The 15,992-nt window shown below is 60.3% G+C and carries 14 protein-coding genes; 9 read left to right on the top strand and 5 right to left on the bottom strand.

Annotated elements, in window-relative coordinates; genetic code table 11:
- Nucleotides 1-185 precede the first annotated feature (185 nt).
- On the top strand, nt 186-1,322 hold the full coding sequence (locus tag CPH57_RS07830; protein ID WP_033642964.1) for a class C beta-lactamase SRT-3: 1,137 nt from the start codon (nt 186-188) through the stop codon (nt 1,320-1,322).
- A gap of 29 nt (nt 1,323-1,351) precedes the next feature.
- Here the strand turns inward: CPH57_RS07830 and CPH57_RS07835 are convergent, their stop codons facing one another.
- The gene (locus CPH57_RS07835) at nt 1,352-2,257 is read right to left on the bottom strand and encodes a LysR family transcriptional regulator (RefSeq protein ID WP_033642965.1); all 906 of its coding nucleotides are present in this window, start codon (nt 2,255-2,257) and stop codon (nt 1,352-1,354) included.
- Nucleotides 2,258-2,360: 103 nt separating this feature from the next.
- On the opposite strand from CPH57_RS07835, the gene CPH57_RS07840 reads away from it, so the two are divergent.
- Nucleotides 2,361-3,515: a serine hydrolase gene (locus CPH57_RS07840; protein ID WP_033642966.1), complete on the top strand. Its 1,155-nt coding sequence runs from the start codon at nt 2,361-2,363 to the stop codon at nt 3,513-3,515.
- 45 nt (nt 3,516-3,560) lie between these two features.
- On the opposite strand, the gene CPH57_RS07845 is transcribed toward CPH57_RS07840, so the two are convergent.
- The gene (locus CPH57_RS07845; RefSeq protein WP_047575933.1) at nt 3,561-5,093 is read right to left on the bottom strand and encodes a YdgA family protein; all 1,533 of its coding nucleotides are present in this window, start codon (nt 5,091-5,093) and stop codon (nt 3,561-3,563) included.
- Nucleotides 5,094-5,234: 141 nt separating this feature from the next.
- Nucleotides 5,235-6,413: a mannose-6-phosphate isomerase gene (manA, locus tag CPH57_RS07850; RefSeq protein ID WP_033650488.1), complete on the bottom strand. Its 1,179-nt coding sequence runs from the start codon at nt 6,411-6,413 to the stop codon at nt 5,235-5,237.
- Nucleotides 6,414-6,589: 176 nt separating this feature from the next.
- Here manA and CPH57_RS24300 point away from each other — a divergent pair, with 176 nt between their 5' ends.
- The 5 genes from CPH57_RS24300 (at nt 6,590) to CPH57_RS07870 (ending at nt 10,058) form a co-directional block, all read left to right on the top strand.
- Nucleotides 6,590-6,856 (top strand): hypothetical protein, encoded by a 267-nt coding sequence (locus tag CPH57_RS24300; RefSeq protein WP_128868934.1) that lies wholly within the window; start codon nt 6,590-6,592, stop codon nt 6,854-6,856.
- Between the two features lie 33 nt (nt 6,857-6,889).
- The gene (locus CPH57_RS07855; RefSeq protein ID WP_033642969.1) at nt 6,890-7,222 is read left to right on the top strand and encodes a hypothetical protein; all 333 of its coding nucleotides are present in this window, start codon (nt 6,890-6,892) and stop codon (nt 7,220-7,222) included.
- A 228-nt stretch (nt 7,223-7,450) separates the two neighbouring features.
- A complete protein-coding gene (gene fumC, locus CPH57_RS07860; RefSeq protein WP_089191696.1) occupies nt 7,451-8,848 on the top strand; it encodes a class II fumarate hydratase in 1,398 nt (465 codons plus the stop codon).
- A 61-nt stretch (nt 8,849-8,909) separates the two neighbouring features.
- On the top strand, nt 8,910-9,599 hold the full coding sequence (locus tag CPH57_RS07865; protein ID WP_042784422.1) for a YafY family protein: 690 nt from the start codon (nt 8,910-8,912) through the stop codon (nt 9,597-9,599).
- Nucleotides 9,600-9,689: 90 nt separating this feature from the next.
- Complete coding sequence (locus CPH57_RS07870; RefSeq protein WP_096242209.1) at nt 9,690-10,058, top strand: VOC family protein; 369 nt, start codon at nt 9,690-9,692, stop codon at nt 10,056-10,058.
- On the opposite strand, the gene tus is transcribed toward CPH57_RS07870, so the two are convergent.
- Nucleotides 10,048-10,986 carry a DNA replication terminus site-binding protein gene (gene tus, locus CPH57_RS07875; protein ID WP_033642973.1) on the bottom strand — a complete coding sequence of 313 codons (939 nt, stop codon included), beginning with the start codon at nt 10,984-10,986 and terminating at the stop codon, nt 10,048-10,050. The two genes, CPH57_RS07870 and tus, sit on opposite strands and share 11 nt — an antisense overlap.
- A gap of 366 nt (nt 10,987-11,352) precedes the next feature.
- On the opposite strand from tus, the gene CPH57_RS07880 reads away from it, so the two are divergent.
- Together CPH57_RS07880 and CPH57_RS07885 are read left to right on the top strand one after the other, a co-directional pair.
- Nucleotides 11,353-13,149, top strand: a complete 1,797-nt coding sequence (locus CPH57_RS07880; protein ID WP_096242210.1) for a glycoside hydrolase family 3 protein — start codon at nt 11,353-11,355, stop codon at nt 13,147-13,149.
- A 126-nt stretch (nt 13,150-13,275) separates the two neighbouring features.
- Entirely contained in the window at nt 13,276-14,562 is a 1,287-nt protein-coding gene (locus tag CPH57_RS07885; protein WP_096242211.1) for a glycoside hydrolase family 10 protein, read from the top strand.
- A gap of 50 nt (nt 14,563-14,612) precedes the next feature.
- Here the strand turns inward: CPH57_RS07885 and CPH57_RS07890 are convergent, their stop codons facing one another.
- On the bottom strand, nt 14,613-15,881 hold the full coding sequence (locus CPH57_RS07890; protein ID WP_169539675.1) for an MFS transporter: 1,269 nt from the start codon (nt 15,879-15,881) through the stop codon (nt 14,613-14,615).
- Nucleotides 15,882-15,992: the final 111 nt, after the last annotated feature.

Here is a 15,992-nt window from a genome sequence, read left to right on the forward strand (position 1 = left end):
CTTTATGCTGGCTGAAATTATTATCGCTTGTCAACCCGGCGGCAAAAACCGATATTTGGCGCGGCTGCCGCAAAATTGGCGGAGCCCGTAAAGGAATGACATCATCCATCAGGGAGTGCGCCGTGCGCAACGCCAATAAAAACTTTTGGCCGCGGCCGATGCCCTGCAACCGAAGAGCCTCTATCATGACGAAAATGAACCGCCTGGCGGCCGCGCTGATCGCCGCACTGATCTTGCCGACCGCGCACGCCGCGCAGCAGCAGGATATCGACGCCGTTATTCAGCCGCTGATGAAAAAATACGGCGTGCCGGGCATGGCGATCGCCGTATCGGTCGATGGCAAACAGCAGATTTACCCGTATGGCGTCGCCTCGAAACAGACCGGCAAACCGATCACCGAGCAGACGCTGTTCGAAGTGGGATCGCTGAGCAAAACCTTCACCGCGACGCTGGCGGTCTATGCGCAGCAGCAGGGCAAGCTGTCGTTCAGCGATCCGGCCAGCCATTATCTGCCTGAGCTGCGCGGCAGCGCCTTCGACGGCGTCAGCCTGCTGAATCTGGCGACCCACACATCCGGCCTGCCGCTGTTCGTGCCGGACGACGTGACCGACAACGCCCAACTGATGGCTTACTACCGGGCCTGGCAGCCGAAGCACCCGGCGGGCAGCTACCGCGTCTATTCCAACCTCGGTATCGGCATGCTGGGCATGATCGCCGCCAAGAGCCTCGATCGGCCGTTTATCCAGGCCATGGAGCAGGGCATGCTGCCGGCGCTGGGCATGAGCCACACCTACATTCAGGTGCCGGCGGCGCAGATGGCCAACTATGCCCAGGGTTACAACAAGGACGATAAGCCGGTGCGCGTCAATCCCGGCCCGCTGGACGCCGAATCTTACGGCATCAAATCCAACGCCCGCGATCTGATTCGTTACCTGGACGCCAACCTGCAGCAGGCGAAGGTCGCGCAGCCGTGGCGCGAGGCGCTGGCCGCCACGCACGTCGGCTATTACAAAGCGGGCGTGTTCACGCAGGATCTGATGTGGGAGAACTACCCGTACCCGGTGAAACTGTCGCGGCTGATCGAGGGCAACAACGCCGGGATGATCATGAACGGCACGCCGGCCACCGCCATCACGCCGCCGCAGCCGGAGTTGCGCGCCGGTTGGTATAACAAAACCGGTTCGACCGGCGGTTTCTCCACCTACGCGGTGTTTATCCCGGCGAAAAATATCGCCGTGGTGATGCTGGCCAACAAATGGTTCCCGAACGACGATCGGGTCGAGGCGGCTTACCGCATCGTGCAAGCGCTGGATAAGCGCTGATCGTGGGGGGCGCCGTCGGGGCGCCCCTGTTACCGGTGCTGTCGCTCTCGCCGCTCGCGCATGAAATCGATAAAGGCGCGCAGCTTGAGCGGCAGATGCCTGCCGGCGGGAAAGTAGATGAAAAATCCCGATGCCTCGCTGGCATACTCCGGCAGCACTTCCACCAGATCGCCCTGCGCCAGTTCCTGCACCACCGTGCCCTGAAAACGTTGCGCGATCCCCAGGCCCGCCAACGCCGCATCCTTGATCAGCCGATCTTCGTTAAAGATCAAACTGCCGCTGACGTCCAGCGCCCGCTCATCGCCGTGCCGACTGAAATACCAGGGCTCCAATTTGCCGCTGCCGGGAAAACGGTAGCGCAGGCAATGCTGCGCGAGCAGATCGTCCGGCGTGGCCGGCGCGCCGCAACGCGTCAGATAATCGGGTGAGGCAACCAGCACCCGGCGCTGGCCGTTGTCGATCGGCACGGCGATCATGTCCTTTTGCAGCATGGCGTGCATGCGAATGCCGGCATCGAAACTGCCCAGCACCAGATCGGAAAAGCGGTCTTCGGTAAACAGCTCCAGCTGCACTTCGGGATAGCGCCGCTGAAACTCCGCCAGGTGCGGCATCACCAGCAGCGAAGCGGCCAACTGCGGCAACGTGATGCGCAGCAGGCCCGCCGGCTGCGCGCCCAGGGCGCGCACGTCGTCCGCCGCCACGTCTATCTGGTTCATCGCCGGCGAGACCTTCTGGTAAAACAGTCGGCCCTCGTCGCTGAGGCGCACCGAGCGGCTGGTGCGGTGGAATAAGCGCACCCCCAGCTGATTCTCCAGCGCCTGAATGTTTTGCGACACCGCCGGCGGCGTGACGCCCAGTTGGTTGGCCGCGCGGGTGAAGTTGCCCAGCCGCGCGACGGCTTCGAAATAGGGCAGCAGCTGCAGGAGTGAACTCATCTATCAATAACCTGTGCTTAATGATTCATTAAATTATGCCTTATTTTAATTTATGACGAACGTTTTAGACTGATTTTTACTTTCCCTCAGCGAGATAAAAATCATGTCGGCAGAACAACGGGCGTTAACAGAACGGATCGCGGCGATCGATCAACAGGCGATGGCCGAAGGGCGCATCGTGGGCAGCGTGGTGCTGGTGGCGCGGCGGGGTGAAATTTGCTACGCCGGTGCGGCCGGTTATGCCGATCGCGAAGCGCGGCAACCGATGCGGCGAGAAACGCAGTTTCGGCTGTCGTCGGTTTCCAAACCCTATACCACGCTGGCGGCGCTGCGTTTGATTGAACGAGGCAAGCTGAGCCTCGACGATGCGGTCAGCGATTGGCTGCCGTGGTTTACCCCGGCGCTGGCCGACGGCCGGCGCCCGACGATCAAGATTCGTCATTTGCTGAGTCATACCGCCGGGCTCGACTATCGGCTGAACCAACCGCCAGCAGGCGTTTACCATCAGTTGGGGATCCAGGACGGCGTGGAGCTGTCGACGCTGACGCTGGAGCAAAACCTGCGGCTGTTGGCGCAGGCGCCGTTGCTGTCGGAACCGGGCGCGCGCTTCAACTATTCGCTGGCGATCGACGTGCTCGGCGCGGTGCTGGAGCGAGTGACGGGCATGCCGCTGCCGCAACTGTTTGTCGAATGGGTGGCGCGGCCGCTGGGGCTCGGCAATACCGCGTTCCATGCGACCCATGCCGCTAACCTGGCGACGCCTTATTACAATACGCCGCAGGGGCCGCGGCGCATGCCGGAAGGCGTGCGGATCGCCTTGCCGGAAGGCATGGCGGGGGGAGAAGTGACGTTCTCGCCGGCGCGCGCGCTTAACGTCGGAGCCTATCCCTCCGGCGGCGCGGGCATGGTCGGTGATGCCGACGACGTGCTGCGGCTGGTGGAGGCGCTGCGCAGCGGCGGGCAGGGCATTTTGCAACCGGATACGGTGGCGTTGCTGCGTCACCCGCACGTCGGCGCCGAGGCGCAAACGCAAGGGCCGGGCTGGGGCTTCGGCTTTGGCGGCGCGCTGCTGGTGGATCCCGACGCTGCGCAGACGCCGCAGCATGCCGGTACCCTGACCTGGGGCGGCGTTTACGGCCACAGCTGGTTCTTTGATCCAGAGGCGCAGCTGAGCGTAGTCGTCTTAACCAATACCGCATTTGAGGGCATGTGCGGCCGCTACCCGCAGCAGATCCGCGATGCGGTTTATGCGGCGTAAATAAAAAGGGCCCCGCAGGGGGCCCTTGTTCAGGCTTTCAGGCGATTACTGTGCCGGTGCCGGAGCGGGTTCCGCTTCCTGAGCCGGTTCAGCGTCTTCCGCCGGGGCGCCCAGCATGGCGAACTGGCCGATGAACTCCTGCAGCGACATTTTGTTGCCGTTCAGGTCAACCTGATTGTCAGCGTAGTGGAACTTGCTCGCGATCACGCCGTCTTTCTGGGTGGTCAGCTTGAACATCTGACCCATGGCCGCCAGGCCCTGCACTTGCTGCTGCGCCAGTTTCTGCGCGTCTTCCTCATTGTAACCCTGCAACAAGGCGGTCTTCGCGGTCACTTCGGTGGCCATCGCTTCCGGAATGGTCAGGCTGAGATCCAGCTTTTTAACCGCCTGAGCGATCACTTGATCCGGCGACTGTGCCGGGGAGGCGGCCTTGCTCGGATCGGTCATCGCCAGATCCAGCGTGAAGATGCTCTCACCCTTGCTGTTTTTCCAGCTCAGCGGGGCGATGCTGAGGCTTGGGTTGCCTTTCAGCAGCATCGGCAGGTTCTTTTGCAGCATCTCGGAGGTCTGCTGTTCGTAGACGTCCGGATCCAGGTTCTCGCCCTGCTGCAGCAGCGCCATGGTTTGGCGGTTGTAGCTGTCGGAGAAGTCTTTCAGCGCCTTGCCGTCGACGTTGTCGATTTTCAGCGTCAGTTTACCGGCGCCGAAGTCGTTGCCCTGCACCTTGAGCGCGTCCATGGTGTAATCGATCTGGCCGCCGATATTGCTGCTGCCTTGCTCGCCGAACTTGCTCACCAGATTGAAACCGTCCAACGCCACGGTGTCTTTACCGTCGATCGTCAGTTTGAACTGCTTCAGGGTCATCGTCTGATCGCCGAGCTTCACGCCGAACTTGCTTTCGTTGCTGTTGCCTTTCAGGTTGAAGCCCTGGAAGGTAATCTGCTCGTTTTGGCCGAATTCGTTCGGGCTGGCGAACACGATGTTGTCGCTGTTGGCGTCCAGCGCGATTTTTTTCAGATCGCGGGACACGTCGGCGTCAATGGTGGCGCCGCTGAATTTCAGCGAAGATTTATCCTTCTGGTAGTCCAGTGGGATAAAGTCGATGGTGGACGCAGTATCGCCGCTGTACGAGATGCGCGAATCGGCGGTAAACAGCGATTTGCCTTTGGTGGTTTCAAACAGGCCTTTCACCGCCGGGGTGTTTTCCAGCTCGGTATGCACCGACGCCATGCTCGGCAGCAGGTTGAATTTTTTCAGCTGCGCGAACGGGAACGGACCGTGATCGATGGTTTCCAGGAACGCCACTTCTTCACCGGCTTTCAGCGCCGCGTTTTCGCTGGTATCCGTGCCGTCGGAGCGCAGCACATAACGCACTTTGCTGCTGAACAGGCCGCGCTGGTAATTTTCATAGCTCAGCTTGACGCCGGCTTTCGGCAGATAGGCTTTCAGTTGGCCGTTGGCGTTGTCGACGACTTCGCCCATGTGCTGCTCGATCTGTTTCCCGGTGTACCAGGATGCCCCGGTCCATGCTGCGCCAAGAACGACAATGACGCTGACAGCGACTAACGATTTTTTCATAGCTCTGTTTCATCCTTTTTTCTTATAACCCTCCGTTGCGAGGGAGGGGGCAAATGTGGGCCGACAAAAAACGCCCGCAGGCGTTTAATTGTGGGGGCAGCTCTCGCTTTCAGCAAGCAATTTGCTGAAATTTATCAACGGTTAGGCCAGTTGGTTATAAACCCTGGCGATACGGCCGCTGCCGCTGACGTTGACCGGCGATTCGAAGGCGCCGATAAAGCAGGATTCACCCGGTTTGAGCGTCAGGCGCTGCCCGGATTTTTCCAGCGTCGCTTCGCCGCTGACGCAGAACACGATAGCCGCGCTCCGTTGCGCGAGCGCCTGCGGCGCGGCGGTCAAATCGTGCAGCGAGAAGGCGAAATCTTCCACCGGGATCGGGAAGAACAGTTCGTTGCCGCGCCGCTCCGGTTGGGTCAGCAGGCCGGACGCCGGCTGCGGGCGGAACTGCAGGTTGGCCAGCAGCTCGGGCACGTCGATAAATTTCGGCGTCAGGCCGGCGCGCAGCACGTTGTCCGAGTTGGCCATCACCTCCAGCGCCACGCCTTTCAGATAGGCGTGCGGCGTTTCGGCATACAGGAACATCGCCTCGCCCGGCGCGAGCTGCACCACGTTCAGCAGCAGCGGTGAGAACAGACCGCTGTCGTCCGGATAGAAACCGGCGATGAAGCGCACGGTATCCCAGGGTTCACCCTGCTGGTTGTTGAGCGCGGCTTTCAGCACGCCGAGCGCCAGCGACTTTTGCTCGCCGCTCATCGTCAACAGGCTGGCGAACAGGGTAGACAGATGGGCGGTGTCCGGCTGCTGCAGGAAGGTGGCGATATCGTGGTGCGCGCCGGCGATCGGTTGCAGCAGGGAAACGATATCGGCCAGTTCGCGAAAGCCGTTCATCGCCAGGAACGGCGTCAGGGCGAAGACCAGCTCGGGCTTGTGATTGGGATCTTTATAGTTGCGTTCGGCGGCGCTCAGCGGGATGCCGGCGGCGTTCTCTTTCGCGAAGCCGATCTCGGCCGCCGCTTTGCTCGGGTGGACCTGGATCGACAGCGGTTGATCGGCGCAGAGCACTTTAAACAGAAACGGCAACTCGCCAAAGCGGCTGGCGACGTCAGCGCCCAGCTGCTTTGGCTGGTCTTCATCGATAAGACAGCGCAGCGAACGCAGTGCGCCATCGGCGCCGGGCACGCGGGAAGGGCTCTTGGGATGCGCGCCCATCCACAGTTCGGCCATCGGCTGATTATCCGGGTTGGCGATGCCGTAAAGACGGGTCAGCGCATCGTGGCTGCCCCAGGCGTAATTCTGTACCGCGTTGGTCATTTTTTGCATGTCGATAAACGTCCTTTGCGTCATTGCCGCACTAATGGCAATAACTTACTGATTTTATACGATTCGCTTCATCTGTGCCGACAACCATCATACGCCCGCGTCGGCAGGAACCCTCATGGGCGCGATCAAAACAACGCCGGATAAGGTTGCGTCCGGCCACGCGGCCAGAGTATAGCGTGATAACGATCGGCGTCTCAAATGGCTCACCGGCCTCAAGAGGGCCCGATAAATCCGCCAATCGATCGTTGATTGTAGGGAAAGAAATTATTGCCGACAGCGCAGGCTTTCTACGTCATTATTTATTTATCGGCATGTCAAAGTATGTCGGCGGAATTTATTTTTTACCTTCTGAGCCATTCCCTTATTATTATTTTTGCGCCAAGTCGGGCGATCACACGCCGAGCTTAAACCTGAACGACAGACCGCTTTACCGTAGCCGTTAACGAGTCGATTTAACGAAATGAGAGGTCTGTTGCATGAAAAAATGGTTGCTGTTGTTGGGGCTTTGCACCGGGGCGGCCCAGGGGGCGGTGATCGTCACCTATCCCTACGCGGCCCCGCGCGCCGTGGTGGTAACGCCGGCGCCGATCGTCGTTGCGCCCGCACCGGTCGCGCTTCCCGCCGTGACTGCACCCGTGGCACATCCGCTGGCGCTCACCGCCGGCGCGGTGGCGACCGGGGCGTATCGCCATAATGAACGGCAGGATGCCTACGATGAGATCAATCATTTGCAACAGCAGCGGATCGATGAACTCAATCACTTACAGGCGCAGCGCATCAATAATTTTAATTCGCGTCACGCGCGTTAATTTCATCTCCGCGTTTATTATCCCGGTTCTTTCTTCGCCTTTATTTCGGCGCGGGTTAACCGACGGCAAATAACCGCGTCATGAATGGGTAAAAGAGATGAATCGTGCTGTGAGATAACTCTCTTAATGCGAATAGTTATTATGTCACTATACTGGGAATGCGTGCCGACGGGGGGTAGCGCGTCGGCCTAACCCTACAATTTTAGGAATTATGCTAAGGAGACAATGATGGCAGGCGTTCGTATCGAAAAAGACTCCATGGGCCCCATCGAAGTACCGGCCGACAAGCTGTGGGGCGCACAGACCCAGCGCTCATTGGCGCATTTCCGCATTTCCTCCGAAAAGATGCCGACCGCGCTGATCCATGCGCTGGCGTTGACCAAGCGCGCCGCCGCGCAGGTGAACGTGGACCTGGGGCTGCTGCCGGCCGAGCGGGGCGCCGCCATCATCAACGCTGCCGACGAAGTGCTGGCGGGCAGCCATGCCGACCAGTTCCCGCTGTCCATCTGGCAAACCGGCTCCGGCACTCAGACCAACATGAACATGAACGAAGTGTTGGCCAACCGCGCCAGCGAGCTGCTGGGCGGCGTGCGCGGTGAAGAGCGCAAGGTGCATCCGAACGACGACGTCAATAAAAGTCAGAGCTCCAACGACGTGTTTCCCACCGCGATGCACGTGGCGGCGGTGATTGCGCTGCGCGAGCACCTGATCCCCGAGCTGAAAGTGCTGCACAAGACGCTGAGCGACAAGGCCGAAGCCTACCGCGACATCGTCAAAATCGGCCGCACCCACCTGCAGGACGCCACGCCGCTGACCCTGGGCCAGGAAATCTCCGGCTGGGCGGCGATGCTGGCGCACAATCTGAAACACATCGAAGACAGCATCCCGCACATCGCCGAGCTGGCGCTGGGCGGCACGGCGGTCGGCACCGGCCTGAACACCCATCCGGAGTACGCCGTACGCGTCGCTAAAGCGCTGGCGGAGTTGACCCATCAGCCGTTCGTCACCGCGCCGAACAAGTTCGAAGCGTTGGCGACCTGCGATGCGTTGGTGCAGGGGCACGGCGCGCTGAAAGGGCTGGCGGCTTCGCTGATGAAGATCGCCAACGACGTGCGCTGGCTGGCGTCCGGCCCGCGCTGCGGCATCGGCGAGATTTCTATCCCGGAGAACGAGCCGGGCAGCTCCATCATGCCGGGCAAGGTCAACCCGACCCAGTGCGAAGCGATGACCATGCTGTGCGCGCAGGTGCTGGGCAACGACGTGGCGGTGAATATCGGCGGCGCTTCCGGCAACTTCGAGCTGAACGTGTTCCGCCCGATGGTGATCCACAACTACCTGCAGTCGATCCGCCTGCTGGCCGACGGTATGCAGGGCTTCAACGAGCACTGCGCGGTGGGCATCGAACCGAACCGCGATCGCATTACCCAGTTGCTGAATGAATCGCTGATGCTGGTGACGGCGCTCAACACCCATATCGGTTATGACAAAGCGGCGCAAATCGCCAAGAAAGCGCACAAGGAAGGGCTGACGTTGAAAGCCGCGGCGCTGAAGCTCGGCTATCTGACCGAAGCGCAGTTCGATGAATGGGTGCGCCCGGAGGCGATGGTCGGCAGCATGCAGAAGTAATTGATCTGTGAGGCAACCGGGGGCTTACTGAGGTAAGCCCCTTTTTTATGGAGAAATTAAGATGTCGCGCGCACAACGTTTACTCGATCTGATGCAGCTGCTGCGCAGCCACCGCTATCCGGTGGCGGGCCATGCGTTGGCGCAGACGCTGGGCATCAGCATGCGCACGCTTTACCGCGATATCGCCACGCTGCAGCAGCAGGGAGCGGAGATCGTCGGCGAAGCGGGGCTCGGCTATGTGCTGCGCCCCGGTTTTATGCTGCCGCCGCTGATGTTCTCGCAAGCGGAAATAGAAGCGCTGGTGCTGGGCATGCGCTGGGTCAGCCGCCGCGGCGACAGCCAGTTGGCGAGCGCCGCGGGCCAGGCGCTCGCCAAGATCGCCGACGTGCTGCCGACGGCGCTGCGGGAGGAGCTGGAGGCCAACACGCTGCTTATCGCACCGGCTCAGTCGCCGCCGGTGGCGGATGAGATGCGGGTGTTAATCCGTGACAGCATCCGCCGCGAGCGCAAGCTGCATATCGACTATCTCGACCTGGCGGGGCAGCGCAGCGAACGCCTGCTGTGGCCCTTTGCGCTGGGCTTTTTCGACCAGTTCCAGATGCTGGTTGCCTGGTGTGAGTTGCGTCAGGCCTTTCGTCATTTTCGCCTCGATCGCATTCAGGCCGCCACGCCGCTTGAACAGCGTTATCCGCATGGCCGGCGGCGACTGTTGAAAGAGTGGCGGTTGAGCGAAGGCATTGCGGAACAATAACGACACGCTGCTGCCATAAACTGTCAGTCGCCTCCTTTAGTCTGTGCCTATCGGGAACCAACCGGTTCCCATCACCCAGAGGACAGACCGATGACCCTTCCCAGCATGACCCTGCTTTACGTCGATAACCCGCTCAACAGCGCCGCCTTTTATCAACGCCTGCTGGGGCAGGCGCCGGTAGAGCTTTCTCCCGGCTTTGCCCTGTTCGTGCTCAACAACGGCTTCAAGCTCGGGATGTGGGCCAAACAGGGGGTAAAACCCGCCGCCACGCTGACCGGCGGCGGCGGTGAACTGGGCTTTTTATGCCAGGATCCGCAAGAGGTGGAGGGGCGCTATAACCAGTGGCGCGAGCTCGGGCTGCCTATCGAGCAAACGCCAACCGAAATGGAATTCGGCTACACCTTTGTGGCGCGGGATCCGGACGGTCATCGCTTGCGGGTATATGCCCTCAGCGAGTAGTGCCGTCGGTATACAGGTGCAGGCGCGGCACCAGCAGCCGCAGCGGCCTGGCGTCGGGTTTGTAGCGATGCTTTACTGCGTCGGCGTCGTAGTTGAGCAGTTCGCCGATCTTCGGCACCGCAGCGCCGCTTTCAACCTGACACAGGGCGATCAGCGGCAGCGGGCAGGGGTGTTGCACCTGCTTTTGCTGCTGCTGATACCACACGCGGGCGATCGGCTGCACTTTGACCGGCCGCTTGATTTTCAACGTCGCATGCTGCGGCAGACGGCTGACATCGTCTATTTCGCGGCTGACCAGGGCGGCCCACTGTTCACGGCTGTGCGGCGGCACCGCGCGGCCGGCTTTCAGACTTTTCTCCAGCTGCGCCAGGATGTCGTCCCGTTTGACGTTTTTGATGATGTGCTTGTTGGCCCAGCCGAAGCGCACCGAGTCGGGATTGGTCAGGGCGGTGAGGGTGCGGTAGGCGCTGAGGGTAATCAGCCCGTGCAAATGGGTGTGCACGAATTCGAAACGCTGCTCCGGCGCCAGGCCGGAATCGACGGTGATAATCTGCTCCAGTTCGCCTTTCAGGCGGTTGATCAGCGCCAGCTGCGCCTGCAGCGCCTGATACTCCGGTTGCTCCACCGCCAGACAGATGACGCCGGGCAGGCGCACGGCGGCCTTGCTGCTGACATTCTCACGGTTATGGTGGATGAAGAGCCGCTGATAGTGCTCCAGCGCCAGATCGCGCGCCGCTTGCCCCACATGCTGCTCGACCGCGATATGCGAAATGGCCTGATGTTCCTGGCCTTTTTCTACCTCCGGCAGGCTGAACACCCGCGCCGCCAGCAGCCGCAGCGGGGTTATCTGCTGCTGCAATGCGCCGAGGGCTTGCTCCAGTTCGGCAAAGCAGGCGTTCATCCGGCCAATCACATCGTATTTGCTCATCATATGCCCCTATTTTAGTTACAACATACTATAGGAGAGTAGCGGACTGGGGGCAACATCGGCAATGGGACAATACTCGGCTTAACTGCCCGCCCGGCTTACCAGGGGGAAATAGGGCGGGCAGCAGGGGGAATTCTCTCGCTCGTCTGCTACGCATGCAGGCAAGTGTGATTGTCGAAAATAAACCTGCTCTTCTTATGGTTTTGATTCATTGATGGATTTTTTCCTGTTCGTTTGTCTTCTGTTTAATCCATTTCCCGTTTGCCGTTGTCCAAACGCTGGAACAAACAGAATGGCAGGACGCTATGAGCCCTTGGGGTTATCTTTTCTTCTGTCATTAACGGGTGCTTTAACAGGAGGTTTACTGTGGATATTAAACAGAAAGTCAAAAACATGACGCTGGAAGAGAAGATCGGGCAAAAAATCATGCTGGATTTTCGCTACTGGGATCGGAACGGTAGCAGCAATCAGGATATGACCGTTCCCGATGAAGCCATTGGCAAGCTGATCACCGATAACCATGTGGGCGGGGTGATCCTGTTTGCCAATAATCTGAAAGATAAGCAGCAGATCAATACGTTAACGGCCTGGTATGCCGCGATGAAAACCCACGCCGGCATCCGCCTGTTCATTGGCACGGATAACGAGGGCGGTAACGTTTTCCGGCTGCCGCGCGGCGACTATGCCTCATTCCCCGGCAATATGGCGCTCGCCGCGGCGATTGAGGGCGGCGCGGATAAACAGCTCGCCGTTGAACAGGGCGAACTGATGGCCCAGGATATGCGCGCGTTGCATATCAATACCAACTTTGCACCGGTTGTGGACGTCAACACCAACCCGTTCAACCCGGTGATTAACGTTCGCGCCTTCAGCGATGATAAGAACGCCGTTTCCCACCTGGCCGAGAAAATGGTGGCGGGGATGAAGCAGCAAGGGCTTATCACCGCTTACAAACACTTCCCTGGCCATGGCAGCACCTCCACCGACTCGCATACCGGTTTGCCGCGCGTCGACCGTACGCGGGAAGAGGCGTTTGCCATCGATATCGCGCCTTACAAACAGGCCATTGACCGCTGTGCGGCGCCGGACATGGTCATGACCGCGCATATTCAGTACCCCGCGCTGGATAACCGCCAGATCGACACCCGCAGCGGCGAAAAAATCACGGTGCCGGCCACCATGTCGCATGAAATTCAGACCCGCATCCTGCGCGATGAGCTGGGTTATGCCGGCGTAACGATTTCAGATGCGCTGGATATGGGTGCGATTGCCGAGCATTTCAGCCAGCAAGGGGCGGCTGAAAACGTCTTTGCCGCCGGGGTGGATATCGCCCTGATGCCTGTCAGCATCGCTTCGCCGGCCCAGGCTAACCTGCTGCCGGACCTGATTCGTTACCTCGCGGACCGGGTGAAAACAGGGCATCTCAACGAGGCCGATATCGATGCTTCGGTCGAGCGCATTTTGCGCCTCAAATTACGCCATCACCTGATGGGGCATCGCGAGGCCCCTTGTTCCAGCAGCGTTTCGTCCTCAGCGCATAAGCTGGAAAAACGCATCGCCGATCGCTCCATTACCGTGGTCATTAACCGCCACAGCCTGCTGCCGTTGAAAGACAAGGCGCTGCGCTATTTTATCCTGACCCCGTGGGGTGAGCAGGCCAAAGGCATCGCTAACGTGATGGCGCAGGAGGGCTACCAGAACGTCGTTGCCGCGAAGGAAACGGAACTGAGCGATGCCCAAATCAGGGCGCATATTGCCGATTGCGACGTGTTCCTGCTCGGCACGCTTTCGACTCGCTTTACGCCTGCCGAGCAGGATGGGGTCGTGACCTCCGCAACCGGGGCGGCTAATGATACCAGTCCTTATCCGGGCTGGTTGAAATACGCCGCCGAGCAGGGGAAAAAACGCGTTCACCTCTCATTGCGCGCGCCTTACGATATCGTGAACTATGCCGCAGACGTGGATGCTGCCGTCGCCACCTATTCTTACTACGGGTATGACAGCGGCGTATGGCGCGGTCCCTCGATGATATCTCTGGCACAGGTGCTGACGGGGAAAATCAAACCGCAGGGCAAACTGCCGGTCAACACCTGGCATGACTACGATGAGGAAACCAATACGGGCAAGGTGGCGTTCCCTCGCGGGACGGGGCTGAGCTGGTAATGGGACAAGTACCGGCGTCGTCAGAAAGGGCGACGCCGGTCGCGGGATAGCGTTGATAAAGCGGGCGGTTTCTTGCTCTGCACGATACGACATGGGATAACCGTCACTCACGGAAGGAGAACATTTATGCCGACAGGCGCAACAAAACTAGGCGGATGGCTGTTGATGGCCGCCATGCTGGGCGTGAGCGGATGCGCCAAACCCCCTGAGCCGGAAAAGCCTCCGCAGCCTGCACCGCCGGTCACACCGATGCGGGGCATCTGGCTGGCCACCGTCATGGGGCTGGACTGGCCGCCGGCGGCCTCCCTGAAAGCGGAAACCGCGCCAGAGCGAATTCGCCTGCAGCAGCAGGCGCTGACGGACGCACTGGACGACATGGTGAAAACCGGGATTAACACGGTGTATTTTCAGGTTAAACCGGACGGAACGGCCCTGTGGCGTTCTGACATCTTGCCCTGGTCGGAGGTCTTGACCGGCACCGTGGGCCAGGATCCGGGTTACGATCCGCTGGCCTTTATGCTGAAAGAAGCGCACCGGCGCGGCATCAAAGTGCACGCCTGGCTGAATCCTTATCGGGTTTCCATGAATACCCGGCAGCAAACGATTGATGCCCTTAATCAAACGCTGCAGTCTCCGCCGGCCAGCGTCTATGCGCTGCATCCCGACTGGATACGTACGGCCAACGACCGCTTTGCGCTCGATCCTGGCTTACCCGACGTGCGCAACTGGATCACCGGCGTGGTGGCTGAAGTCGTCAAAAACTATGACGTCGACGGCATTCAATTTGACGATTATTTCTATTATGAGACGCCGCAATCGCCGCTGGATGATGAAAAGACGTATCGCGAATACGGCAAAGGGTTTGCAGACAAGGCCAGTTGGCGAAGAGACAATACGCTGCAATTGATAAAACAGGTTTCAGCCACCGTCAGGGCGCTAAAGCCCGCTGTCGCGTTTGGCATCAGCCCGGCGGGCGTCTGGCGAAACAAAGCGGACGATCCCGCCGGCTCGGCGACTCAGGCCGGCGCGCCATCGTACGATGCGGCCTATGCCGATACGCGCCAGTGGGTCAAACTGGGGCTGCTCGACTACATCGCACCGCAGCTGTACTGGCCTTTCGATCGTGAAATAGTTCGCTACGACGTGCTGGCCAACTGGTGGGCCGAGGTGGTGAAAGACACGCCGGTTCGGCTTTATGCCGGGGTGGCGCTGTATAAAGTGGGCACGCCATCGGCGAGCGAACCGGCATGGACCGTCGACGGCGGCGTTCCTGAGCTGAAAAGGCAGTTGGATCTCAACGAGAGCTTGCCGGGGATGGGGGGAACCATCCTGTTCCGGCAACGTTATCTGACCGAGCCGCAAACGGATAAGGCCGTGGAGTACCTGCGCACCCGCTGGAAAACCGGTCAATAATCACCGGCATTGGCATAGCGAGCCGCGGTAATCCACCGCGGCTTTTTTATTCACAGGCGCGCCGCTTCCGGCAGGCGCTTCAGGTAATGCACCACCAGCAGCGCCAGCAACAGCATCAGGCTGATGAACGCCGCCACGCCATTCCAGCCGAAACTGTGCCAGAACACGCCGCCGAGGGTCCCGGCCACGCTCGAGCCGACGTAATAACAGAACAGATACAGTGACGACGCCTGGCCTTTGGCGCGGCGCGCACGGCGGCCGATCCAGCTGCTGGCCACCGAGTGGGCGGCGAAGAAACCGGCGGTGAACAGCATCATGCCGATAAAGATCGCCGGCACCTGCGGCAACGCGGTAATCAGAATCCCGATCAGCATAATCACGATCGACGCCAGCAGCACCGGGCCGCGCCCGAAGCGCGAGGTGAGCGCCCCGGCCTTGGGCGAGCTGTAGGAACCGGTGAGGTAGACCACCGACAGCAGGCCGACGATCGCCTGGCTCAGATGATAAGGATCCGCCAGCAGGCGATAACCGATGTAGTTGAACAGGGTGACGAAGCTGCCCATCAGCAGAAAGCCTTCCGCGAACAGCAGCGGCAGCCCCTTATCGTGCCAATGCAGTTTGAAGTTGATCAGCAGCGTGCGGGGGCGCAGCGAGCTGGCGCGAAAATGCCGCGAAGCGGGCAGAATGCGCCAGAACATGAAGGCGGCGGCGAGGGCGAACAAACCGATGACCCCGAGCGAGACGCGCCAGGAGAAAAAGTCGGTCAATACCCCGGTCACCAGGCGGCCGCTCATGCCGCCGATCGAATTGCCGCTGATGTACAACCCCATCGAGAAGGCGACGAAGCTGGGATGGATCTCTTCGCTGAGATAGGTCATGCCGACCGCCGCCACGCCGCTCAGCGACAGGCCGATCAGCGCGCGCATCAGCAAAATGCCGTGCCAGCTGGTCATAAAGGCGCAAATCAGCGTGCAGACTGCCGCCAGCAACAGCGCCACCACCATCACCGACTTGCGGCCGATGGCGTCGGACAGCGGCCCGGTGAACATCAGGCCGATCGCCAGCAGGCCGGTAGAGACCGAGAGCGACAGGCTGCTTTCGGCCGGCGAGACGCCGAAATCTTGCGACAGCACCGGCAGGATCGGCTGCACGCAGTAAAGCAACGCGAAGGTCGCCAGCCCGGCGGAAAACAGCGCCAGCGTTACGCGCATAAACTGCGGCGTGCCGCGTTCGATATAGGGGAGTTTGTTGTTGAGGGTGGAGCGTTTTACTTTTGGCGCAGCGGCCGCGTCATCGTTGGCGGCCAGCGTCGACGGCATCACGGCCGCAGAACGCACAGGGGTTGTCACAGCGTTTCCTTACCGAACTTCGGGGAGATAAACAGACACTTTGCAGATAACAAAATGATAGGGAGCGGCGATTTTTTTGTC

This window comes from Serratia sp. JKS000199, from assembly GCF_900215455.1.
In the GTDB taxonomy this organism is placed as follows: domain Bacteria; phylum Pseudomonadota; class Gammaproteobacteria; order Enterobacterales; family Enterobacteriaceae; genus Serratia; species Serratia ureilytica.

What these genes read in the sequence shown, in the direction of transcription:
- CPH57_RS07835 (WP_033642965.1), bottom strand. Translation starts at nt 2,257, where the DNA reads ATGAGTTCACTCCTGCAGCTGCTGCCCTATTTCGAAGCCGTCGCGCGG.
- tus (WP_033642973.1), bottom strand. Translation starts at nt 10,986, where the DNA reads ATGAGCAAATACGATGTGATTGGCCGGATGAACGCCTGCTTTGCCGAA.
- CPH57_RS07890 (WP_169539675.1), bottom strand. Translation starts at nt 15,881, where the DNA reads ATGCCGTCGACGCTGGCCGCCAACGATGACGCGGCCGCTGCGCCAAAA.
- fumC (WP_089191696.1), top strand. Translation starts at nt 7,451, where the DNA reads ATGGCAGGCGTTCGTATCGAAAAAGACTCCATGGGCCCCATCGAAGTA.
- CPH57_RS07855 (WP_033642969.1), top strand. Translation starts at nt 6,890, where the DNA reads ATGAAAAAATGGTTGCTGTTGTTGGGGCTTTGCACCGGGGCGGCCCAG.
- CPH57_RS07840 (WP_033642966.1), top strand. Translation starts at nt 2,361, where the DNA reads ATGTCGGCAGAACAACGGGCGTTAACAGAACGGATCGCGGCGATCGAT.
- CPH57_RS07885 (WP_096242211.1), top strand. Translation starts at nt 13,276, where the DNA reads ATGCCGACAGGCGCAACAAAACTAGGCGGATGGCTGTTGATGGCCGCC.
- CPH57_RS07870 (WP_096242209.1), top strand. Translation starts at nt 9,690, where the DNA reads ATGACCCTTCCCAGCATGACCCTGCTTTACGTCGATAACCCGCTCAAC.
- CPH57_RS07830 (WP_033642964.1), top strand. Translation starts at nt 186, where the DNA reads ATGACGAAAATGAACCGCCTGGCGGCCGCGCTGATCGCCGCACTGATC.
- CPH57_RS07865 (WP_042784422.1), top strand. Translation starts at nt 8,910, where the DNA reads ATGTCGCGCGCACAACGTTTACTCGATCTGATGCAGCTGCTGCGCAGC.
- CPH57_RS07845 (WP_047575933.1), bottom strand. Translation starts at nt 5,093, where the DNA reads ATGAAAAAATCGTTAGTCGCTGTCAGCGTCATTGTCGTTCTTGGCGCA.
- manA (WP_033650488.1), bottom strand. Translation starts at nt 6,413, where the DNA reads ATGCAAAAAATGACCAACGCGGTACAGAATTACGCCTGGGGCAGCCAC.